14 protein-coding genes are annotated in these 18,850 nt (G+C 56.1%); 6 read left to right on the top strand and 8 right to left on the bottom strand.

Annotation, left to right across the window (positions count from 1 at the left end; genetic code table 11):
- Nucleotides 1-6 precede the first annotated feature (6 nt).
- The 5 genes from ABEA92_RS20315 to ABEA92_RS20295 all read right to left on the bottom strand — a co-directional run bounded on the left by ABEA92_RS20315 (nucleotide 7) and on the right by ABEA92_RS20295 (nucleotide 6,688).
- Nucleotides 7-375 carry an STAS domain-containing protein gene (locus tag ABEA92_RS20315; RefSeq protein ID WP_345685678.1) on the bottom strand — a complete coding sequence of 123 codons (369 nt, stop codon included), beginning with the start codon at nucleotides 373-375 and terminating at the stop codon, nucleotides 7-9.
- A 241-nt stretch (nucleotides 376-616) separates the two neighbouring features.
- A complete protein-coding gene (locus ABEA92_RS20310; RefSeq protein WP_345685677.1) occupies nucleotides 617-2,239 on the bottom strand; it encodes a prenyltransferase/squalene oxidase repeat-containing protein in 1,623 nt (540 codons plus the stop codon).
- A 63-nt stretch (nucleotides 2,240-2,302) separates the two neighbouring features.
- On the bottom strand, nucleotides 2,303-3,721 hold the full coding sequence (locus tag ABEA92_RS20305) for an aldehyde dehydrogenase family protein (RefSeq protein ID WP_345685676.1): 1,419 nt from the start codon (nucleotides 3,719-3,721) through the stop codon (nucleotides 2,303-2,305).
- A gap of 140 nt (nucleotides 3,722-3,861) precedes the next feature.
- Nucleotides 3,862-4,995, bottom strand: a complete 1,134-nt coding sequence (locus tag ABEA92_RS20300; RefSeq protein ID WP_345685675.1) for a hypothetical protein — start codon at nucleotides 4,993-4,995, stop codon at nucleotides 3,862-3,864.
- 481 nt (nucleotides 4,996-5,476) lie between these two features.
- The gene (locus tag ABEA92_RS20295) at nucleotides 5,477-6,688 is read right to left on the bottom strand and encodes a carboxypeptidase-like regulatory domain-containing protein (RefSeq protein WP_345685674.1); all 1,212 of its coding nucleotides are present in this window, start codon (nucleotides 6,686-6,688) and stop codon (nucleotides 5,477-5,479) included.
- A 342-nt stretch (nucleotides 6,689-7,030) separates the two neighbouring features.
- Between ABEA92_RS20295 and ABEA92_RS20290 the strand changes: the two genes are divergently transcribed.
- Nucleotides 7,031-7,453 carry a hypothetical protein gene (locus ABEA92_RS20290; RefSeq protein ID WP_345685673.1) on the top strand — a complete coding sequence of 141 codons (423 nt, stop codon included), beginning with the start codon at nucleotides 7,031-7,033 and terminating at the stop codon, nucleotides 7,451-7,453.
- Between the two features lie 68 nt (nucleotides 7,454-7,521).
- Here ABEA92_RS20290 and ABEA92_RS20285 read toward each other — a convergent pair whose 3' ends face one another.
- Nucleotides 7,522-8,124, bottom strand: a complete 603-nt coding sequence (locus tag ABEA92_RS20285) for a metallophosphoesterase family protein (protein WP_345685672.1) — start codon at nucleotides 8,122-8,124, stop codon at nucleotides 7,522-7,524.
- A 190-nt stretch (nucleotides 8,125-8,314) separates the two neighbouring features.
- Here ABEA92_RS20285 and ABEA92_RS20280 point away from each other — a divergent pair, with 190 nt between their 5' ends.
- The 3 genes from ABEA92_RS20280 to ABEA92_RS20270 all read left to right on the top strand — a co-directional run bounded on the left by ABEA92_RS20280 (nucleotide 8,315) and on the right by ABEA92_RS20270 (nucleotide 11,449).
- The gene (locus ABEA92_RS20280) at nucleotides 8,315-8,665 is read left to right on the top strand and encodes a hypothetical protein (RefSeq protein WP_345685671.1); all 351 of its coding nucleotides are present in this window, start codon (nucleotides 8,315-8,317) and stop codon (nucleotides 8,663-8,665) included.
- Nucleotides 8,666-8,998: 333 nt separating this feature from the next.
- Nucleotides 8,999-10,306 (top strand): BON domain-containing protein, encoded by a 1,308-nt coding sequence (locus ABEA92_RS20275; RefSeq protein WP_345685670.1) that lies wholly within the window; start codon nucleotides 8,999-9,001, stop codon nucleotides 10,304-10,306.
- A 600-nt stretch (nucleotides 10,307-10,906) separates the two neighbouring features.
- Entirely contained in the window at nucleotides 10,907-11,449 is a 543-nt protein-coding gene (locus ABEA92_RS20270) for a hypothetical protein (RefSeq protein WP_425572470.1), read from the top strand.
- 203 nt (nucleotides 11,450-11,652) lie between these two features.
- On the opposite strand, the gene ABEA92_RS20265 is transcribed toward ABEA92_RS20270, so the two are convergent.
- A complete protein-coding gene (locus ABEA92_RS20265) occupies nucleotides 11,653-12,510 on the bottom strand; it encodes an SDR family NAD(P)-dependent oxidoreductase (RefSeq protein ID WP_345685668.1) in 858 nt (285 codons plus the stop codon).
- 454 nt (nucleotides 12,511-12,964) lie between these two features.
- Between ABEA92_RS20265 and aceE the strand changes: the two genes are divergently transcribed.
- Both aceE and ABEA92_RS20255 read left to right on the top strand, forming a co-directional pair.
- The gene (aceE, locus tag ABEA92_RS20260) at nucleotides 12,965-15,697 is read left to right on the top strand and encodes a pyruvate dehydrogenase (acetyl-transferring), homodimeric type (protein ID WP_345685667.1); all 2,733 of its coding nucleotides are present in this window, start codon (nucleotides 12,965-12,967) and stop codon (nucleotides 15,695-15,697) included.
- 103 nt (nucleotides 15,698-15,800) lie between these two features.
- Nucleotides 15,801-17,246 (top strand): 2-oxo acid dehydrogenase subunit E2, encoded by a 1,446-nt coding sequence (locus ABEA92_RS20255; protein WP_345685666.1) that lies wholly within the window; start codon nucleotides 15,801-15,803, stop codon nucleotides 17,244-17,246.
- A gap of 420 nt (nucleotides 17,247-17,666) precedes the next feature.
- Here ABEA92_RS20255 and ABEA92_RS20250 read toward each other — a convergent pair whose 3' ends face one another.
- On the bottom strand, nucleotides 17,667-18,782 hold the full coding sequence (locus tag ABEA92_RS20250; RefSeq protein ID WP_345685720.1) for a glucose 1-dehydrogenase: 1,116 nt from the start codon (nucleotides 18,780-18,782) through the stop codon (nucleotides 17,667-17,669).
- Between the last annotated feature and the right edge of the window lie 68 nt (nucleotides 18,783-18,850).

Genomic DNA, 18,850 nt, shown 5'->3' with positions numbered 1-18,850 from the left:
TTTCGATTACTTTTTTTTCTTAAACGACAAGATTGCTTTGGGCGTCGAGTCCATGATATGCAGCAAGGTTCCGTCCAGATTAGTCACTTGAAAAGCCATTCGCACCATCGGCGTCATGTTACAAAGTCGCAACTCGCCATTTTCGCTTTGCACATAATCGCTGCAGCGCAGCATGGTGGTAATGAATTCGGATGAGATTGCTTCAACGTCTTTGAAATTGATCACCAAACGTGCGGGCTTGGTGGATTGGATAAACGCGATCAGTTCTTGTTGCGTTTGTTGGATGAGTTCACGATCAATAAATTTGCTCGACGTCAGAAAAACAACGGGCACCCCTTCGGAAGCACTTGTTCGAATGTTTTTAAAAGTCGCCATCGCTGTGTCCGTCCCAATCCGATTAAGTTGAGATGGGAGTGCGTGAGCTTGGCACTATGAAACCCGCCCAACTCCTTCCCATCAGTATAAGCGATGGCTAGGAAGCAAGGGGAACGAAGCAGACCCTTCCCTAAAAAAACCAAGCCAAAAGTCCGGCGTCCGAAAATTCACGGTGTCATCGTCCACGAACGAGACGACGACAGAAAAAGCGTTCACCCGGAAACATGCCGGTCAAACGGCGTTACAACGGAAACGCTTCGATCTCGTCGTACAGCGGCAGATAGCGATAGTAGATCTCGAGAATCATCGCCGACATCGCCGTGGTATAAAGTCGGCCGCCGACATCGCCGAATTCATCGGGGAAGTGCCAACTGCCCGCCTCGTGCCCCGCAGTGGATTGGGTTCGCACCAAATGGTCGCGAACACGAGCGTTCCAGCGGTCCCAACCGGGATGTCGCGAATGATGCAGCGCCAACGTTCCGTAATAATCATGATAGACGTTGGTCAACTTCGGCCCCCGCGACGCCATCGCTGTCAACGCCTGTTGCATCGGGGTTTCGCTAGGCGTTTTTCCCAAGTACATCAACAACGTCAAACCGATCGCCGTGTTGGTGGTATCGGGTTTCATCCCCGGTTTGTACGCAAAAGCGTAATGGGCATCGACCGACGTCGACAATACATAGTCGCGGGCATGCGGCAGCGTGTGGTAATGCAGTGGAATCTTGTTTCGTCGTGTCGCTAATAGCGACAAAACCTGCCATCCGGTAAGCGTGGTATCACCTGGTTTGCCCGGCAGGTAACCCCAGGAACCATTGGCATGCTGAGCATACGTCGTGAACGTCATCGCTTGCGTCACCAGTTCGCGGAGATCCGAATCGCCTTGCTCGTTGGCAGGATTTCGCGACATGTAAAGTGCCTCGGCGACCGCCATCAACGCGATCCCTTGGCCATACATGCTGCCTTGTTGCCAATCAACGCCAGCGTCAGCGTCGGCAGCGGCCGATCGCAAATAATACAATCCGTCGCGAACCACATCTTCATACTTACCGCCTTGGTGCGTGTAGCCGGCGCCTAGAAACGCGAGCAGCGCTAGCCCCGTCGCTCCGGTCGACGGTGTCGCGGTATCCGAGTTTTTCTTGCTGTGACGGCAGCGTCCGTTGCAAGGATCCAGTTCAAGGTTGAATGACCAAGATCCGTTAGGACGTTGATGGTTGGCAAGCCACTGCAGCGCGTTTTCGACCGCTTGTTCACTTTCGGCAGTCGCGCCAAAACGTTCCCCCAATTGTTTGCGTCCTTCGGGAGTGCGTCCCGACAAGCCGCCACCGCTGGGGATTCGGCTCAACAAGACGCGAGCGCTAGGAGCGTCGGCGGTACTTAATTGCTTGAGCGATTCATCCGGCAGCGGCGCCGAACGAGGCTCGTGGCTCACCGGCGATGCGATCTCACTCGGTTCAGCCCACGCGATTGCGACCGAGGTCGGACGCTCGGCCAGTGACGCTTCGGTCGTCCGTTGATCGTCTTGCTTTGGCAACGCTTCGAGCTTGACCACCGGGGTCGCTTCGCCTTGCCGAGCTCGAATCGAGAACGATTCCCGAACGTCCACAGGCAGCGTCAACAGCGCAAAGAGGATCAACACCACCGTGTGCAAGATCGTGCTGACCAGTCCCGGAATGACTCGTGGATCATGGGCCAGACGTTTTTTCGATTCGGGTGCGGATGTTACCGACTGTAACGAATCGTCCAGCTGCTGCGGCGGCTCGGTCTCAATCGGGGGCGCGGCGCAAATCGTCTCCGCCACCCAGTGCACCGGCGGTGCACTGGCAATCGGAGGGGTTGTGCCGGTGATGTCAGTTTCGCTTGCCAAAATGAGAGACCCTTATCTCTCGACTATAGCTCAGCCTGACCGAAAAACGTAGGAATTCTGCGGCTACTCGGCAATTTGGTAGGCTCGCGATCGGAACAGAAAATCGATCAGATTTCCTTCGTGAGGCTGCAACCAATTCAATCGATTCGTCGGAATCGGCCCGATGTTGAGTCGGTCGATGTCGGTACTATTGCCAGCCGCTTTGATCAGGTCGCCATCACGCGTGATCACGGTACCGATCAAGGTGGGACCGATCCGATTGAGCATCTCCGATTGCGGGCACTGCACCACCGAAACGAAGGGGAACATGTACTCTTTTGATGCGACTTGGCGATCGGGTGAATCGGCAAGTACGACCATCGGACGCAGGTAAGCACAATGATCTCGTTCGATCAACTTTTCGCCATATTCGGCGGTCAAATCGGTGACGCCTGATTCGGCGAGGTCTTGTTGGACCATCGCGTAGGTGCCTGTCGCCATCGCTGGCACGGTGAAGGCAGCAAGCTGTGCGTTATCGTCGGCTGGCGGCAGCACATCGACGGGACCGATTCGCTTGGCAATCGCTTCGCCGATTTCGCGAGTATGGCGGCTCGCCCAAATCCCCGAGCAATTGATACAGCTGCGTCCCGAATTGCTCAGCACGCTTTCGACCATTAGGTCCAAGTAATCTTCCCAATCATCCACGACATCGTCGCCAAGCAAGATTTTTGAGAAACCGGGGCCATGCGCTTGCACTCGAGGATTTCCGGCATGCTGAGCCAACGTTTGGGCGCTGCCGAAAATCATGCTTCGCGACGTTTTGGTCATGATCGCACCGCCAACATCATGATCGCCCGGGTACAGCGAAAATGCTTCGGCCGGGATTCCCGCTGCGATAAACGCCGAGATCATTCGGTACGGCGTCCATGGCTCTTGCGAACCTGGTTTAAGCGCCAAACCAATTTGCAACGGCACCGCAGGCAACCACAACGTATGCACGCCAGGTGAATTGTTGGGCAACACGGCACCTAGTACCGGAGTCTGCACCTGATAGCTGACGATCACGCCACGTCCCTCTTCGCCGTAACCACGCGAAAGGATGGACAGATCAAGCCCGCGAGTCAAACAATCGAGAATCTCACCCATGTTGGCGAGCACAAAACTGTTTTTAGCCATGTTCGATCGGCACATGTGCTCGGGCAATCCCGTACTTGCCGATTGCTGATGCACAAAGTCGTCGACGGTTTGCGTTGAGTCGCCGACACTCAGGTCCCCCTTCTCAAACAGCTCTGCTGCTTTTTTGCAACGCTCGATCAAATCGTCGGTTGAAAACTGCAGCAGTGCTTCGCGTGCCAAATGAGATTTTCGCATATCGCGACCGACGATACCGCCGCCAACGGTACCAACGCGAGCAATTGGCGCCCCGGTATCGAAGTGGACAACGTCTTTGAAATCGAGCGACTCGTAGGGTTTTCCCCAACGCAGTGGACTAAGCGTGATCATGAACTTGTGCTTCTTTGTGTTTCGATGGTTCTCGGGTCGTTTTGTTTCAGCCAAACATTCCCCCGAGGTCCGTAGACCTCGGATAAATGCCACTACAGTATCGCCATCCGCCAGAGTGCGGTTTTAGGCTGACTGCGGTTCTAGTAAACGCCCACGGTGGTGGCGCTGGCGAGTTCGTGGAACGGACGCACTCCGCTGACACCATCCCATGGGTACGTCTCGAATGGGGCTTCACGCTCGCCTTCGTCACGCTCCATAAACCCGGGCACAAAGAACTCATCGGTCAACGTGTAAAGCTTGACACGACCGGTTTCGCCGAACCCGACCACTTGGTTGTAATCATCAAAACGAACCACTTCGGTCGCCGCACGAGGCTGGGGGGCGTAGTAAGAGATCTTGTAACCGTCGGCTGCTGTGATCGGTTTACTACATGCCAATCCCATCAACGTATTGCCGTAGGTGGGAGTCATGTAGACGCCGCTTTCCTCCGGTGGACCGCCCAGCAACTCTTCGACACAAAAGCGTGTCCACTGTGGCGTGAATTCGGTACCACCTGAAAAAATCCCGGTGATGCCCACTTCCTGCAGACTCGTCCCTCGCTCTTCGAGTGCCTCCCCAAGCGACTCGATCAACTTTGGCGTTCCGAACATGCACTTCACATCGTGGCCAGCGGTCAAAATGGTGATCGCCTGATCGATACAGTGCTTCTTGTATTCTTCGAGATGTTCCATCCATCCCTTTTTGATCAACTTGACAACCCAGCGAGGGTCCAAGTCGATGCAGAAACAAATGCCATCGCGGTGCTGTGCGAGATGCTCCACTGCCAAACGCAAGCGACGTGGTCCGCTTGGCCCCAACATCAACCAATTCGCTCCCTTGGGAAAGTACTTCTCGGGCAGCGTGTTGCTGAACAACTCGTAATCTTTCCAGTGGTCCTCGATCACCATACGGCTCTTGGGAATCCCCGTGGTGCCTCCGGTTTCAAACACGTAAACCGGTTTCCCTGCATGCCCCTTGGGAACCCAGCGTCGAATTGGGCCGCCCCGCAACCACTCGTCTTCAAAGAGCGGGAACTTTTTCAAGTCGTCAAACGACTTCACATCCTTGAGCGGATCGAAATTCAACTCACGTTTCTTCTCGAGCCAGAAGGGGCTGCCGGTGTCGTCGCTAAAGTGCCAATGAACGGTTTTCAGCGTGTGCTCGTTCAGCTGATCGCGAGCCTCGGCGGCTTGCTTTGCCACTTGCTCGCTGATTGGTTTATCCACAGCAGACATGAAAATTCTCGCTAAAGAAGTCAAGAGGATTGGAGGTAGGATCCATACCGCCACGCTTTGCATTGGGCAACATGAGGGCGAGGGTTCAACATCATATCAACAATCGTCGATCCCGTAATCCGGTGACGATGCAAAGCAGCGGTGGGCCGGAGAAATGGTCTGACGTGGACGCGGCGGAAGCGGTCGCACGCAGCGCTGTGCAGCACACCTTGGTAGCGATCTTCGCCCCAAGGGGGTGATTGGCATTCGCGTGTCAACGACCCAAGTTTTTCCAAACTCGGGTCAGCGTTGCGGCGGATCGCAAATGCCCTCATTGGCAGGCGACACTTCCTTTATCCCGTCAGTGAGCAAGAGCGGGTGGTTGGTGAAAGGCCCACAACGGCGAAATGGCAATAAAAAAACCACGGCCGGAGCCGTGGTTTTCGTTGATTCAGTGTTCATCGCCAAGTTAAACCCGGCGGAACCTTTTCTCGCAAGCAGTTTACTGCACAGGACTGAGGGGAGTTGGGGGAGTGATCACAGGATTGTCATCATCATCAATCGAGACAGCGATCAACCCGCCGATCGCTGCGAGACCGGCAATCCCACCGAGTCCGCCGCCACCAAAACCGCCTCCTCCGCCGCCACCACCGTAGCCGCCGCCATAACCGCCACCGTAGCCGCCGTATCCTCCACCAGGAACGTAGCCACCATCGAGAGGCGTACCAAAGCCATCGACGGCGATTCCGCCATCACCAATGATTTCGCCAGGAACGCCGCAACCACAGCCGTCCACGATCGGTCCGCCATCGACGATTGCTTCGTCACAGCAGTGAATGATTTGTGGCATCGGGGCAACTTGCATTTCGAATGACGCACAGCAGTGCTTGTGGTGACCAAAGATCTTGATCAGTTTTTCCTTGTCATCGCCCACTGATTCTTTTTGAGGCTCTTCGCCGACCAATTCGAAGCCAGCCAACCCAACACCTGCCGAACCGACAGCAAGAAGCGAGTATTCGCCTGCGGGCAGTTCAGCGATTTCGAAGCTGCCTTCGCGGTCGGTGACGGCACGTGCAACGGTTTCGCCATTCTTGACCACAAACACGTTGGTAAGACCTGCGGCTTCTAAATCGCCACCGGCAAGACGAAGGCTGCCCTTCATTCCGCCTTCGCTCTGCATGACTCGAAGGTATTGGTCACCACAAACTCGTTTGGCGACTTCGCCCAATTTCTCAGTGGGCAGAACCACCGCAGCCTCTGATACTCGAGCGGGCAAATAACGAATCACCGCGGTTTTGACCAATGTATAGTCGACATTGGCCGCAGCGATTTCGACTTCGCTGGGGAAGTTTGCCTCCGCGGCTGCCTGAGGATCCAAGACATGCATCGCACAACATGCAAACACGTCTTTGGCTTTGGCCGTCACCGAGTAAATGCCGGGCTTGATGTTGGCCACCGAGAACTTACCAGCCTCATCGGAGGTGGCTCGCCACACCTTTCCATCGCTCGAGAGCAAGGTGACCTTGGCATCTGCGATGGCTTTCGCTTCTCCATTGACCGACGGTACAACCACACGTCCGGTCAACGAATCCGACGATGCCATGCTAACCCATTGGCTAATCGTCAGATGGTTGATCTCGTTTTCGGCGTGCACGCGAGGCGCTGCGACCACCATTGCGAGTAGAAGTGAAAGTGCCGTTACGTAAAGTCTCATATCGTTTGCCTTGGAGTGTGTTTTTCTTGTGTTGAGACGTAGCCGACTCGATTGCAGTATTTCAATCAAGGAAGCTTGGGCAACATATATAGTTGCAATGGTAAGTCATCCGATTGCCGTAAACAAGCCTATAATCGTTATCTTTGCTAGCACTTCTCGTCGGTATTTAGCGGCGTTCGGACTGCCGAATCGCCCGTTTCCAACAAACGTGCACAAAAAACCACCCACCCAACGTCTGATCACCAACCGTACAGGGCAGCGTCAGGCAAAATCAGGCCCGCAATGGGTCTTTTTCACAGCTGGCAATCTTCAGAGGACCGCACCCGTGATGCGAGCCGATTCGTGACCAATCCTTTTGAGCCTCCGGCAGAACTACCTACCGAACGAGGGGTGTTTGGAGACCACGCCACCTTGATCACCCGTCGGTTCCTGTACCGCGTGATTCATTATCAACGCCCGTTCACCGGGACGTTGGTCTACAGCGGCTGGTGGTTTCGCCAGAAAGTGGAGATCAACGGCGTTGTGGTTTGGTGGAAAGTCAGCTGGCTGAACATCAGCCCAAGTGTCTCGTTCACCGTTCCGGCGGAAGCCTGGCACAACTCGCAAACCACCACGCAATCCACCCAGCCTGCGACGCATGAAAACGAGGCGCTACCGAGCGAACCCATCGCTGGCCGGATCGAGATCCAATTCACACGAGGATTGAGGATCCGCCGTTTCCGCGTCTGGTTTGACCAGCAACTTGTCTACGACGAGCTTGCCTAAGCGAGCGAGTCAGTGTGCTTGGTCGAACGACTCGCTACGCAAACGTTCAACCAGGCAAACGTGCTCCGCTAGGGAATCTCAACCACCACTCCGGATGGACCTGCATTGAGCACCAGGGACGATCCGATATGCACCTGCTTGCCCCAGTCGCTGTGGATATGGCCACAGACGACCAATTTGGGTTTTCTTGCTTCGACGATATCACGAATCGCTTGGCTGCCACGGACGCGTCCCCCGGTGTCGTGATCAACGCTATCGATTGGCGGCGAATGAACCACCAAGACGCCCCCTTCGGGACATCCCTTGAGCATCTCGGCCGCCTGTTCTTCGTCAAAGTCGTAGCTCCAGGCACCAAATGGGGTCACGGGGATCCCGCCGCCGACACCCCAGAATTGGACCCCAAGGGCTTCACATCCATCGCCGTGCAAGACAGTGGCGGTTTTCCACGAGGCTGCGGCCTGCTTTAACTCTTCGGCGGTTTCTCCATTTCCGGGCACGAGAACGGATGGTTTCTCGATCGCCGCCAAGATATTCAACGTGTCGGAGATTCCACGATGCTGGTTCGCAAAGTCGCCTGCACCGATCACGACGTCGACGTTCTCGGACATCGCCACCAATTTTTCCGCGGCCGCCGTGTCACAGTGCAGATCGCTAAAGCAAAGGTATTTCATTGTTTTCTCTCGAATTACGTCGGCATTTGGCTCTCCGCGTCGACCATGACCACGGGGCGGTGGCATTGTAGCGACTCGGTCGCCGGAGTCTCAATCGGTTCCGCAAACCAAGGTTACCGTCAACGCCCCTAGTAACTAAAGTGACGGCTGACCAACCGCCAGTTTCTTGTTTTTGATTGCTGATTTCGGCATGTCCGCAACGCTCCCTCCAAATTTCCGTCGCCCACTGTTGTTGGTGCTTGCGATCGCGCTGCTGTTGGGCAGTGCGACGGCATGGTGGTTGGGCGGGGAGAGTTCGAGCAAATTCGCCGCTGCGGCGATGGGACGCATCGGGTTGGTGCTGGCCGCGTTGTGGTTGGCTTGGCCGTCACTACGTCGGCCGGCGCGATGGTTTCCGCCGGCGGTGGCAGTCATCGGAGTCGTCTCGCTAATGGTATTGGCGGCACAGCCTCGGTTGATCTTCGCCGTTGTTCCTGCGGCGGCGACGCTGATCTCGATCACGATGATGGTTCGTGGATTTCGCGGGCCTCCCAAACGCTAGCTTGTCGCAAACAAAACCGATCGCACTTGCGTGGCCCTGCGGCAGAGGGGCAGCTGACTGTGAAACATCGGTTTCACGCCGCACTTCGGTGTAAAACACAAGTTTCACGGGGCCAGCGGCACCGAATAACCGTAATCGGCGACAAAATTGGAAAAAACCTACCTAACGGACCTCCAAATGGCCGAAACAACCAACAACACCGGTCTGATCAGATCGGTCGGAGGATCAGTTACCACCGATGGTGACATCCTAAAATCCTTGTCGCACCGGGCGACTGGGCCTCCGACTGGTTATTCGCATCGGAGCGATTTAGCACTGTAGGGAGGCATTTCCATGCGACGGACGTATTTCGGATTGGCGATTGCCGCGATCGCCGCTTTAGGACCTATGCAGGTCTTTGGCGGCGACCGAGAAATCGCTCAGCAAATTATTCAACGGTTGAAAGTCAACCGTGACTCGGGAGCGTTGAAGGACTTCACGCTCGACATGAAAGTTGACAATGGCGTCGTGCTGTTCCGCGGCAACGTCAGCCAGTCGGCGCAAAAAGATCTCGTCCTGAAGACTGCTTCAGGCATCGAAGGGATCCAAAACATTGTCGACGAAGTGACGATCAACGGTCACGCCCCCGAGGCAGAAAAGGCGACCGCAGTGGTCGTCAAACCAGCAAAGAGCGTTGCGGTTGTAACCCCCGCCCCTGCGATTGAAGAATCAGTCAAACCTGCGAAAGCGGATTCGACTTCAAACGCAGTCGCGAAATCCAATCGCAACCAACCCCGTGAATCGAACTTTTCGTTCAGCCAAGCTTTGGCTGCGAAAGCCGCTGCGATTCAAAAACAAGAAGTGAAGGAAGAATCGTCATCGGTTAGCGAATCGACGATCGTTCAAGCTGCCATGCCTCACTTTGAGGCCCCTGAGGCGATGCCAGGCGAAATTCGCCCGACTGCCGCAGTGGAGCTGAACGCGTCGCCCATTCCAAGCGAAGACGAGCAAGTGGTTTCGGCCGTCGTCGGAGCTCTCGGACAAGCCCAGAAATCGGGCAAACTCCGTGGCTTTGGTGTCGATGTGACCAGCCATGGTGGTGTCGTTCACTTGAAAGGACGCGCCGCTTCGCAGAGCCAACGTGATGCGATTATTCGTATCGCCGAGTCGACTCCAGGAGTCGCAGGCGTGCGTGACACGATCGAAGTCGCTCAAGCCGAGCTGCCTCATCTGCCAAAACCGCCAGCGTTGCAAGCTGCACCGGCACCGCAGATGCAAGCTCGTATGGCGGCCAACCAAGGCCCCGCCCCAGCCATGGCGGCTCCTTACCGCATGAGCCAGCAACCACAACCGGTCCAAGCGGCCCCGGTCGGTTATGGCGGCGTGCCAGGAGCTCCTGTGATGGGACAACCTGTGCCAATGGCTCCTTACACTGGCGGTGGAGCTCCGCGGTACGATGCACCTAACTTGCCCAACTATGCTTGGCCAGGTTACGCGTCTTACCCCAACTATGCTGCTTTGACTTACCCACAGCAGTACAGCCCATCGGCATGGCCTTACATCGGCCCGTTCTATCCGTACCCACAAGTACCGCTGGGATGGCGTAAGGTTAGCCTAGAATGGGACGATGGTTGGTGGTTCTTGGACTTCACCGATCGCTAAGATGGCAACGGGTCGACGATCCGCTAGCTAATCGCTCTGAGTAACAAAGCTCGTGTAACAGTTCGCTGTTCACGAGCTTTTTTTATTGATCAAGAGCTTTTTCTATTGATCGATTGCGAATCCGCGGCACCGCGATCGCGCTACCGCCGGATCGCGAAGAAATCACCCAGCGATCCCAGAAATCGGTGGCGATCCATCGCTCGCGGATCAACACGAAATTGTCGCAGCTGCGGCGGCTGAATTGCAGACATTTTTGACTGATAACCCCGCTTCACAGTGAGGCGATGACAACGTCGCCAAAACCGTGCGACGTGGACGAAATTGCGGGTTTTAGCGAGCCGGCAACGCATTTTGGTGACGAATCGGCCGGATTCTTTTCTGCCGTTTTTCGGAACTTTCGGAATTACCCGCAAGATCCTCCCAAGTTCACACGATATTAGAACTACGCAGATCGCTGGTTGCGATCAATCGTAAAAGAAACCCCGGAAGGTTGCTCGGATGAAGACTCCTAAAACAACATGTGTACGGCCCACCAACCGCGATGGGGAAAGCACAGCATGTGTTGCCAGAAAATCGCACGCCCCGCGAATCGCATTTTGCATGATTGCAATCATGGCGATTGGTTCCACCGGATGCTACGGAATCGGAGCCTCCAACATCAACCTGGGCTTTCTAGGCTACCCCCTTCCCGTTAGCCCTTACTTCCAACACAAGCAAGAAGAAAAGTTCTGGAAGAAAGAACGCTACGACCGTGTTCCAATCTTGGGCCCCACCACGTCCGGCGGTACCGCAGTGGCACTTGACCCACCGAGCGACGACGAAGTGATGCACGCCCTCGAATCGGCTCGTCCGGTCCAAGGTGGCATTCCGTTGATTTGGGAAACGCAACGCAACAACGTGCGAATCATCAAAGAAAAGATCGCCGATTACGTTGACCCACCACGCTTTTATCCGCTGATTGGCCCTGCCCAACTGCACCACGCACACTACAAGTGCTCGATCTACTTCGACGAAAAAACCATCATCGGTTACCCCGTCCCGCACACGCTGCATGACCGCGACGCAATCGAAGTGGTTTACATTGACCACAACCACTTCCACATGGTGGGTGACGTCGAACCGTACACGACACCGAACCTGTAAAACGCTCCGCAACCAGCATCGCAATCAACCGAACGAAAGGCTAGCTCCGCAACGAGCTAGCCTTTTTTCGTTTCCGCGGGTCGATTGCATCATGGCCCATTTACAAACCCGACGGTCTCGTGAGTGGCCCGGGTGGATGGAAGACCGCTTCATCGACCTGCCGCTCTAGAAAACAACTTGTGCGAAATCTTGTCCAAGAGCCGCTACGTTGAAACGTAGTTTCGATTCCAACCGCCATTGACTTGTACCACTTGGCCGCTGAAGAACGAGTTTTCGGGATCCGACACAAATGCGATCGCTCGGGCCACATCCTCGGGGGTACCCCAGCGTTTCATCAGCGATTGATTGCGGGCGCGGCCGTCCCAGTAGTCATTCGCTGCCTGGCCCCATGAAGTTTGGATCCAGCCTGGGGCGATGACGTTCACGCGTACTCGAGGTGCCAACGTCTGAGCCAAACTGAGGGCGAATGCGGTGATCGCCGCCTTGACGGTTCCAAACATTTGCCCTGCGTCTCCCTCCATCCCAAACGCCGATTGATCCCACCCGATAAACGCCATCGACGGTGGCAACGCAAACGTCTCGCTGGTCATTCGCGGTGCGATTTGGCGAGCCAGATGGATCGTGCCGATCACATCGACCTGGATCAACTGCTGTAGCTTTGCCGTGAAATCAAGCTCGGCGAACTCGCCCGTCAACACATCCGCTCCGGCATTGTTGATCCACGTATGAATCGATCCGAGTTCACGATAACACTGCTCGGCAAACGATTCCGCGGCGGCCAGATCAGCCAAATCGGCTGCCAGCAGGAGGGGCTCGGTTCCATGTTGGCGGCACGCTTCGGCCGTCTGCTGAGCCCCTGCGACATTATGTCGATAGTGAATTACGATCCGCTTGACGCCGCGTCGAGCCAGAGCGATTGCGATCGATTGCCCAATACCGCTCGAGGCCCCCGTAACGACGGCATGCGTTCCGCGAAATTGCAACTCCACCACGTGATCCTTTTTGCTTGATTCATCCCTCGCCGGTGCTGCGTCGCCCGGCACCGTTTGCCCCATTCGCATCGCGATTGGTTGATCGGTTTCCCGCAGCGTAATGCAAACCTTTGACGGCTCGAAGAGGCAGGCTAGGGTACCGAAAAGAATCTTCTCATATTGCTGGATTCTCGCTTCCTGCAGAGTCGATCACTCCAATGGCGAATCCACGATGGACGCCTGCTTCGCGTGACCAAAATGCGTTAGAATGGAGAACGGCGAGACATACCCCATCTGGGGCATTCCCGTTCTTGTTTTTCCTAGGCATGATTGCTGCTCATCATTTGTCCACTCGCGGGGTCCCCCTTGGTTCGCTGCATGGTAAGACAATCCGCCAATAATTGCTCGCCCTTGCCGTATTTACCCTAATCCGGCTAATCTGCACGCTCAGACGAATCATAATAGACTCGCACAAAAAAACGGCCGCACAAAATTGAGTGGTGCGATTACGGGACAGCCCAGTAATAGAAAGAAGAAATTGAATATGACTGACTCAAAAACTGTCGCCCAGAACGAAGTCGATCAGCATCTTGGCGAATTGGCTCCCCCCGCAGCCGAATTGGATTTGGATGCCGCGGAAACACAAGAGTGGTTGTCGTCACTCGACTATGTGCTGAAGAGCAAAGGCCCGGATCGTGTTCGTTTCCTGATCGAACAGCTTCGCGATCGCGCTGCCGAAGAGGGGATCCAATCGGCCCAAGACACCAACACCCCCTACGTCAACACGATCCCCACCAAAGACCAACCAGCCTACCCCGGCAATCGCGAAATCGAACGCCGCATCAAATCGATCGTTCGCTGGAACGCGATGGCAATGGTCGTGCGAGCGAACAAACGTCCCGGCGGCGTCGGCGGACACATCAGCACGTTTGCATCGAGTGCGACGCTTTACGAAGTTGCCTTCAACCACTTCTTCAAGGGACGCGGCGAAGACGGTTACTCGGGCGATACGATTTACTTCCAAGGGCACGCTTCGCCGGGGATGTACAGCCGAGCGTTTGTCGAAGGCCGCTTGAGCGAAGAGAACCTCGAGAACTTTCGTCGTGAACTTGCCCCTGGCGGTGGACTGTCGAGCTACCCGCATCCATGGTTGATGCCTGATTTCTGGGAATACCCCACCGTTTCGATGGGCCTCGGTCCAATCATGGCGATCTATCAAGCTCGCTTTAACGAATACCTCCGCGACCGCGGGATCAAAGACACGTCGGGACAAAAAGTCTGGGCGTTCCTTGGTGACGGCGAATGTGACGAACCGGAAACGCTTGGCGCGATCGGACTCGCTGCCCGCGAGAAACTTGACAATCTGATCTTCGTCATCAACTGCAACTTGCAACGACTCGACGGTCCGGTTCGCGGTAACAGCAAGGTGATCCAAGAGCTTGAATCGATTTTCCGCGGTGCCGGATGGAACGTGATCAAAGTCGTCTGGGGTGACGACTGGGATCAACTGCTTGCCAAAGACACCACTGGTCTATTGGCCAAACGGATGAACGAAGTCGTCGACGGCCAGTACCAAAAGTACACCGGGATGCCGGGCAGCTACATTCGCGAACACTTCTTTGGCAAGTACCCCGAACTGCTGAAGTTGGTCGAAAACTACTCGGACGAACGACTCGAAAAAATGCGTCGCGGTGGCCACGACCCTGAAAAGGTATACGCGGCCTACAAGATGGCGACGGAACTGAAAAACGGCAAACCGACCGTCGTTTTGGCCAAGACCGTCAAAGGCTATGGACTTGGCGAAGCGGGCGAAGGCCGCAACGTCGCGCACAACCAAAAGAAAATGAACGAAGAGGAACTGCTCGAGTTCCGCACGCGGTTTGGCATCCCGATCAGCGACGAAGAGGTTGGCAAGGCACCGTTCTATACGCCGCCGGCCAATAGCCAAGAAATCAAGTACATGAAAGAACGCCGCGCCGCTCTTGGTGGCCCGGTACCTAGCCGCCCCACGACACATCCGACGATGGAAGTGCCGACGGTTGCGGACTACAAAAAATTGATCAGCCGGCTCGAAGACAAGAGCTGCAGCACGACGTTCTCGGTTGTGCAAACGTTGATCGCGTTGTGCCGTGACAAGAAGGTCGGTAAATACATGGTCCCGATCGTGCCTGATGAATCACGCACCTTTGGGATGGAAGGGATGTTCCGCGAGTTCAGCATCTACGCTCACGCCGGACAGCTGTACGAGCCGGTTGATTCGTCGCTGATCACCTACTACAAGGAATCGCAAGACGGCCAAATCCTCGAAGAAGGGATCACCGAAGCGGGATCGATGAGCAGCTTCAACGCGGCCGGAACCGCGTACAGCTCGCACGGCGTCAACATGATTCCGTTCTTTATCTACTACAGCATGTTTGGCTTCCAACGCATTGGCGACCTGATTTGGGCCGCGGCGGACATGCGAGCCAAGGGCTTTTTGATCGGCGGTACCGCTGGCCGAACCACGCTCAACGGCGAAGGACTTCAGCACCAAGACGGACACAGTTTGCTCAACGCGATCGCGTTCCCGACCGTGCGTGCTTACGATCCTGCGTTCGCGTACGAAGTCGTCGTGATCATCTTGGAAGGCCTCAAACGGATGTACCAAGATGGCGAAGAGTGCATGTATTACTTGATGAGCGAAAACGAGGAATACTTGCATCCTGCGATGCCCGAAGGTTGCGAAGAAGGCATCGTCAAAGGGATGTACAAGTTCCGCAGCCGCGACGTCGAAGGTGCCAAGGCACGCGTTCAATTGTTCGGCAGTGGAGCCATCCTCAATTGCGTCTTGAAAGCCCAAGAGATGCTTGCCGAGAAATACAACATCGCGAGCGACGCTTGGAGCGTGACCAGCTACACGCAATTGCGTCGCGAAGCCGCCGACTGCAGCCGCTGGAACATGTTGCACCCGACCGAAACGCCCCGCAAGAGCTACCTCGAAGAACAGCTCGAAGGCGTCGAAGGCCCGTTCATTTCGGCAAGCGATTACGTCCGAGCTCTTGGTGAACAACTGCAACCTTGGATCCCAGGCGACTACTTTGTACTGGGTACCGATGGCATGGGACGCAGCGAAACTCGCGAAGCCTTGCGACGACATTTCGAAGTCGATGCGGAATGCGTTACCTACGCAACGCTCACCCGGTTGGCCAAAACAGGCCTATTCACCGCCGCGGAACTGGCCGATGCGATCAAAGATCTTGGCATCGACCCTGACAAACCCAATCCGTACTTTGCCTAGTTCGAGGCCAATGTCCGAGACGCCTGTGTTGAAGGCGTCTCCTTGCCTGAGACAACGTACGTTACAAACATCCCACTGAAATCTGCTTACCAGAAACTCTTTTATGGCAACTGAAGTAAAGCTTCCCGAATTGGGCGACGGCATCGAATCTGGTGACGTTCTGGAAATTTTTGTGTCGGTCGGCGACGTGATTAGCAAAGGCCAAGACATCGTCGAAATGGAAACCGACAAAGCGACCGTGCCGGTCCCGGCATCGGTCGGTGGAAAGGTCACCAAGATCCTTGTCAGCGAAGGCGACTCGGTAGCCATCGGTGGCGTGATCCTGGAAGTCGAAGCGGAAGCGGCCGCTCCGGCTGCAGACCCTAAACCCGAAGCCCCCGCTGAACCCAAGGCCGAGTCCAAGCCAGAAGCCAAGCCCGAAGCTCCAGCGGCTCCCGCAGCTGCGGCGCCATCGCCGGCTCCGGCAGCACCAGCACCGGCCACTCCCGCTCCGGCACCTCCGGCTGCCGCCGCACCGCCACCGCCTCAAGCGGCTCCCGCACCGGCGCAACCCGCTGCAGCTCCCGTCGCGACCACGACCGCACCGGGTCAAGTGATCCCGGCTGGGCCTGCGATTCGCCGCTTTGCCCGCGAAGTCGGCGTCGATTTATCGTCCGTTCAAGGCACCGGTGAATCAGGCCGAATCACTCGCGACGACGTCTTGGCGGTCGTGCGAACGGCAAACCAGGCGGCACGAAACAGCGGCGCCGCAGCCACTACGACCTCGCCCACCGCCGCCAGTGCGCCAAGCCAAGCGGCAGCCCGCGTGTCGTCGGCACCCGGCACCGCCAGCAGCGATGAATTCGGCAGCGTGCATGTCGAACGCATGAGCAAGATTCGCAAAACGATCTCAAAACAGATGCACGCCAGTTGGTCGACCGTTCCTCGCGTGACCAATTTTGATGACGCCGACATCACCGACCTCGAACGGCTTCGCCAATCGAGCAAAGATGATTACGCGGCGCAAGGGCTGAAGTTGACCACGATGCCGTTCTTGATCAAAGCGGTTGCCACGGCACTGCGACATCACCCCAGCATCAATGCGGTGATCGACGAGCAAAACGAACAAGTCATCTACAAAGACTACGTCAATGTCGGCATCGCCGTGGATACCGATCGCGGCTTGGTCGTACCGGTGATGCAGAACACCGATCAACGCGGCATCCCTGAAATCGCTCGCGGATTGGCCGAAATGGCGGGCAAGGTCCGCGGTGGCCAGTTCGCTGTCAGCGATTTGAAGGGCGGCACGTTTACAATCAGCAACCTCGGAGCGATCGGCGGCCAATACTCGACGCCCATCGTCAACGTACCCGAAGTAGCCATTTTGTTGGTTGGCCGTAGCCGCAAACTGCCCGTCGTGATGCCTGACGACAGCATCCAACCTCGTTTGATGATGCCGCTAAGCCTGTCCTACGACCACCGCTTGGTCGATGGCGGAACCGCGGCACGCTTCCTAAACGATGTGATCGGCTACCTCGAAGCACCAAGCCGACTGCTGTTGGCGCTGTAGTCAAACCTGCGAGACTTCATTCGCAATACAAGAAACCGTCGCCTCTCGTTCTGTGCGAAAGGCGACTTGATCGCATCTTTTAGAAACCCTCCGGTGACGCGTGGGCCGTTCCGCCAGAGCGTTACTAGGATGGGAGTTGGTCGCCGTCAGCTTCGGAGGTAGTGGACGAGGCAACGAGTCCAGCGACTTCGTGGCGCGACGGGACTCGTTGCCTCGTCCACTACAGAGAAAACCCTTCAGCCGCGTGATCCTCCCATGTTTGCATTAGCAATGCAGTGGGGCGTGTCGAGCCGGACAAGAACAACGAAAAAGGGCCACACTCGGTGAGTGCGGCCCTTTTTTTCGTTTGCTATTTTGGCCGGACATGGATTCGCCGGCCATGGATCCGCCGGCAACCGGATCGCTCAGCCACCTAGCCGACTACTCATTTGCGACGTTGACAAAGACCTTTAAGGCGTCTTTGTCTTCGACCAACAACCGCATCATCTCTTTGTAGTTGTCCAGACCATCGACGGGATGCGTCAAGATTTTCTCGAGCACGCCGGGGTACATCATCTCGCCCAATGCGAGGTCGCGAATCCCCATTTCAAAGTGATTGCGGTTTGCATTCACACTGCCGAGCAGCAGTTTGTTGCCGAGCACGAATTGCAAGTTGATGCTATCCGAGGGAACTTCGGTGACCTTGTCGCCTCCGGTGATTCCGGTCCAAACGACAACGCCGTTGTGCCCCAAGTGCTGCATCGACTCGAACGCCAATTGGCTGCTACCGGTTGCATCGACGATCAAATCCGGCTTGCCAGTAATTTTGACAAGCTCGGCCATCGACGTTTCTCGAGTGCTGATGTAATTCGCTTCGAGTCCCGTGACGATCTCGGCTTTTAAGTTCGGCGCCTCACCCCGAGCGAGCGTGTAGACCTCCAGACCGCGAAGCTTCAAGATCAACGTGGTCAGCAAACCGATCTGCCCGGCCCCCAGTACGTAGGCGACGCTGGGACGCCACACCTTCATGCGGTGCTGGGCTTCATAGGCTTGGTGCACTGCCTTTGCAGCACAGCTCATCGGCTCCTGCAAGACGTGCAAGTGTTTCAGCCCCTCGGGGACGCGAACAATATACTCTTCTTCGTCAACGAAATATTCGGTCAAAAAACCGTGCCGCAGATTGATGCCGCGCTCGTAGTACTCTTCCTCGCTGGTCATATCGTTGGTGCCGATCATGTCATAGATCGACCCACCAGGACGGCGAACGGTTGCCGTGACATAGTCACCCGGTTTGACGCGGCGAACGTTGTCTCCCACCGCTTCGACGATGCCAAAGCACTCGTGTCCGATGACCAGATGCTTGTCTCCGGTCGGCGCATTTCCGTACAAAGCGTCATTGATTTCACGATCGGTGGCGTCCACTCCGACCTTCAACACTTTGACCAAGACCCCGTTGCCGTTGGGAACTTGGTCCAGGGTTGGCTTGGCAATTTCTTCGAGATGGACGCTATTAGGGGTGCCTGGCGTAACGGCGACGGCCTTCATAATTGACTCGATCAGCGGTTAGGGGGGTGGAGGGTATGCGACGGTTCAAAGCATGAGTATGTTGTTACTCGACAAACCAC

This window comes from Novipirellula caenicola, assembly GCF_039545035.1.
GTDB lineage: Bacteria > Planctomycetota > Planctomycetia > Pirellulales > Pirellulaceae > Novipirellula > Novipirellula caenicola.
Note: the sequence above shows the minus strand (reverse complement) of the source record. Positions and strands in the feature narration are given on the sequence as shown.

What these genes read in the sequence shown, in the direction of transcription:
- ABEA92_RS20270 (WP_425572470.1), top strand. Translation starts at nt 10,907, where the DNA reads ATGATTGCAATCATGGCGATTGGTTCCACCGGATGCTACGGAATCGGA.
- ABEA92_RS20315 (WP_345685678.1), bottom strand. Translation starts at nt 375, where the DNA reads ATGGCGACTTTTAAAAACATTCGAACAAGTGCTTCCGAAGGGGTGCCC.
- ABEA92_RS20285 (WP_345685672.1), bottom strand. Translation starts at nt 8,124, where the DNA reads ATGAAATACCTTTGCTTTAGCGATCTGCACTGTGACACGGCGGCCGCG.
- ABEA92_RS20265 (WP_345685668.1), bottom strand. Translation starts at nt 12,510, where the DNA reads ATGCGAATGGGGCAAACGGTGCCGGGCGACGCAGCACCGGCGAGGGAT.
- ABEA92_RS20305 (WP_345685676.1), bottom strand. Translation starts at nt 3,721, where the DNA reads ATGATCACGCTTAGTCCACTGCGTTGGGGAAAACCCTACGAGTCGCTC.
- ABEA92_RS20255 (WP_345685666.1), top strand. Translation starts at nt 15,801, where the DNA reads ATGGCAACTGAAGTAAAGCTTCCCGAATTGGGCGACGGCATCGAATCT.
- ABEA92_RS20275 (WP_345685670.1), top strand. Translation starts at nt 8,999, where the DNA reads ATGCGACGGACGTATTTCGGATTGGCGATTGCCGCGATCGCCGCTTTA.
- ABEA92_RS20295 (WP_345685674.1), bottom strand. Translation starts at nt 6,688, where the DNA reads ATGAGACTTTACGTAACGGCACTTTCACTTCTACTCGCAATGGTGGTC.
- ABEA92_RS20300 (WP_345685675.1), bottom strand. Translation starts at nt 4,995, where the DNA reads ATGTCTGCTGTGGATAAACCAATCAGCGAGCAAGTGGCAAAGCAAGCC.
- ABEA92_RS20280 (WP_345685671.1), top strand. Translation starts at nt 8,315, where the DNA reads ATGTCCGCAACGCTCCCTCCAAATTTCCGTCGCCCACTGTTGTTGGTG.
- aceE (WP_345685667.1), top strand. Translation starts at nt 12,965, where the DNA reads ATGACTGACTCAAAAACTGTCGCCCAGAACGAAGTCGATCAGCATCTT.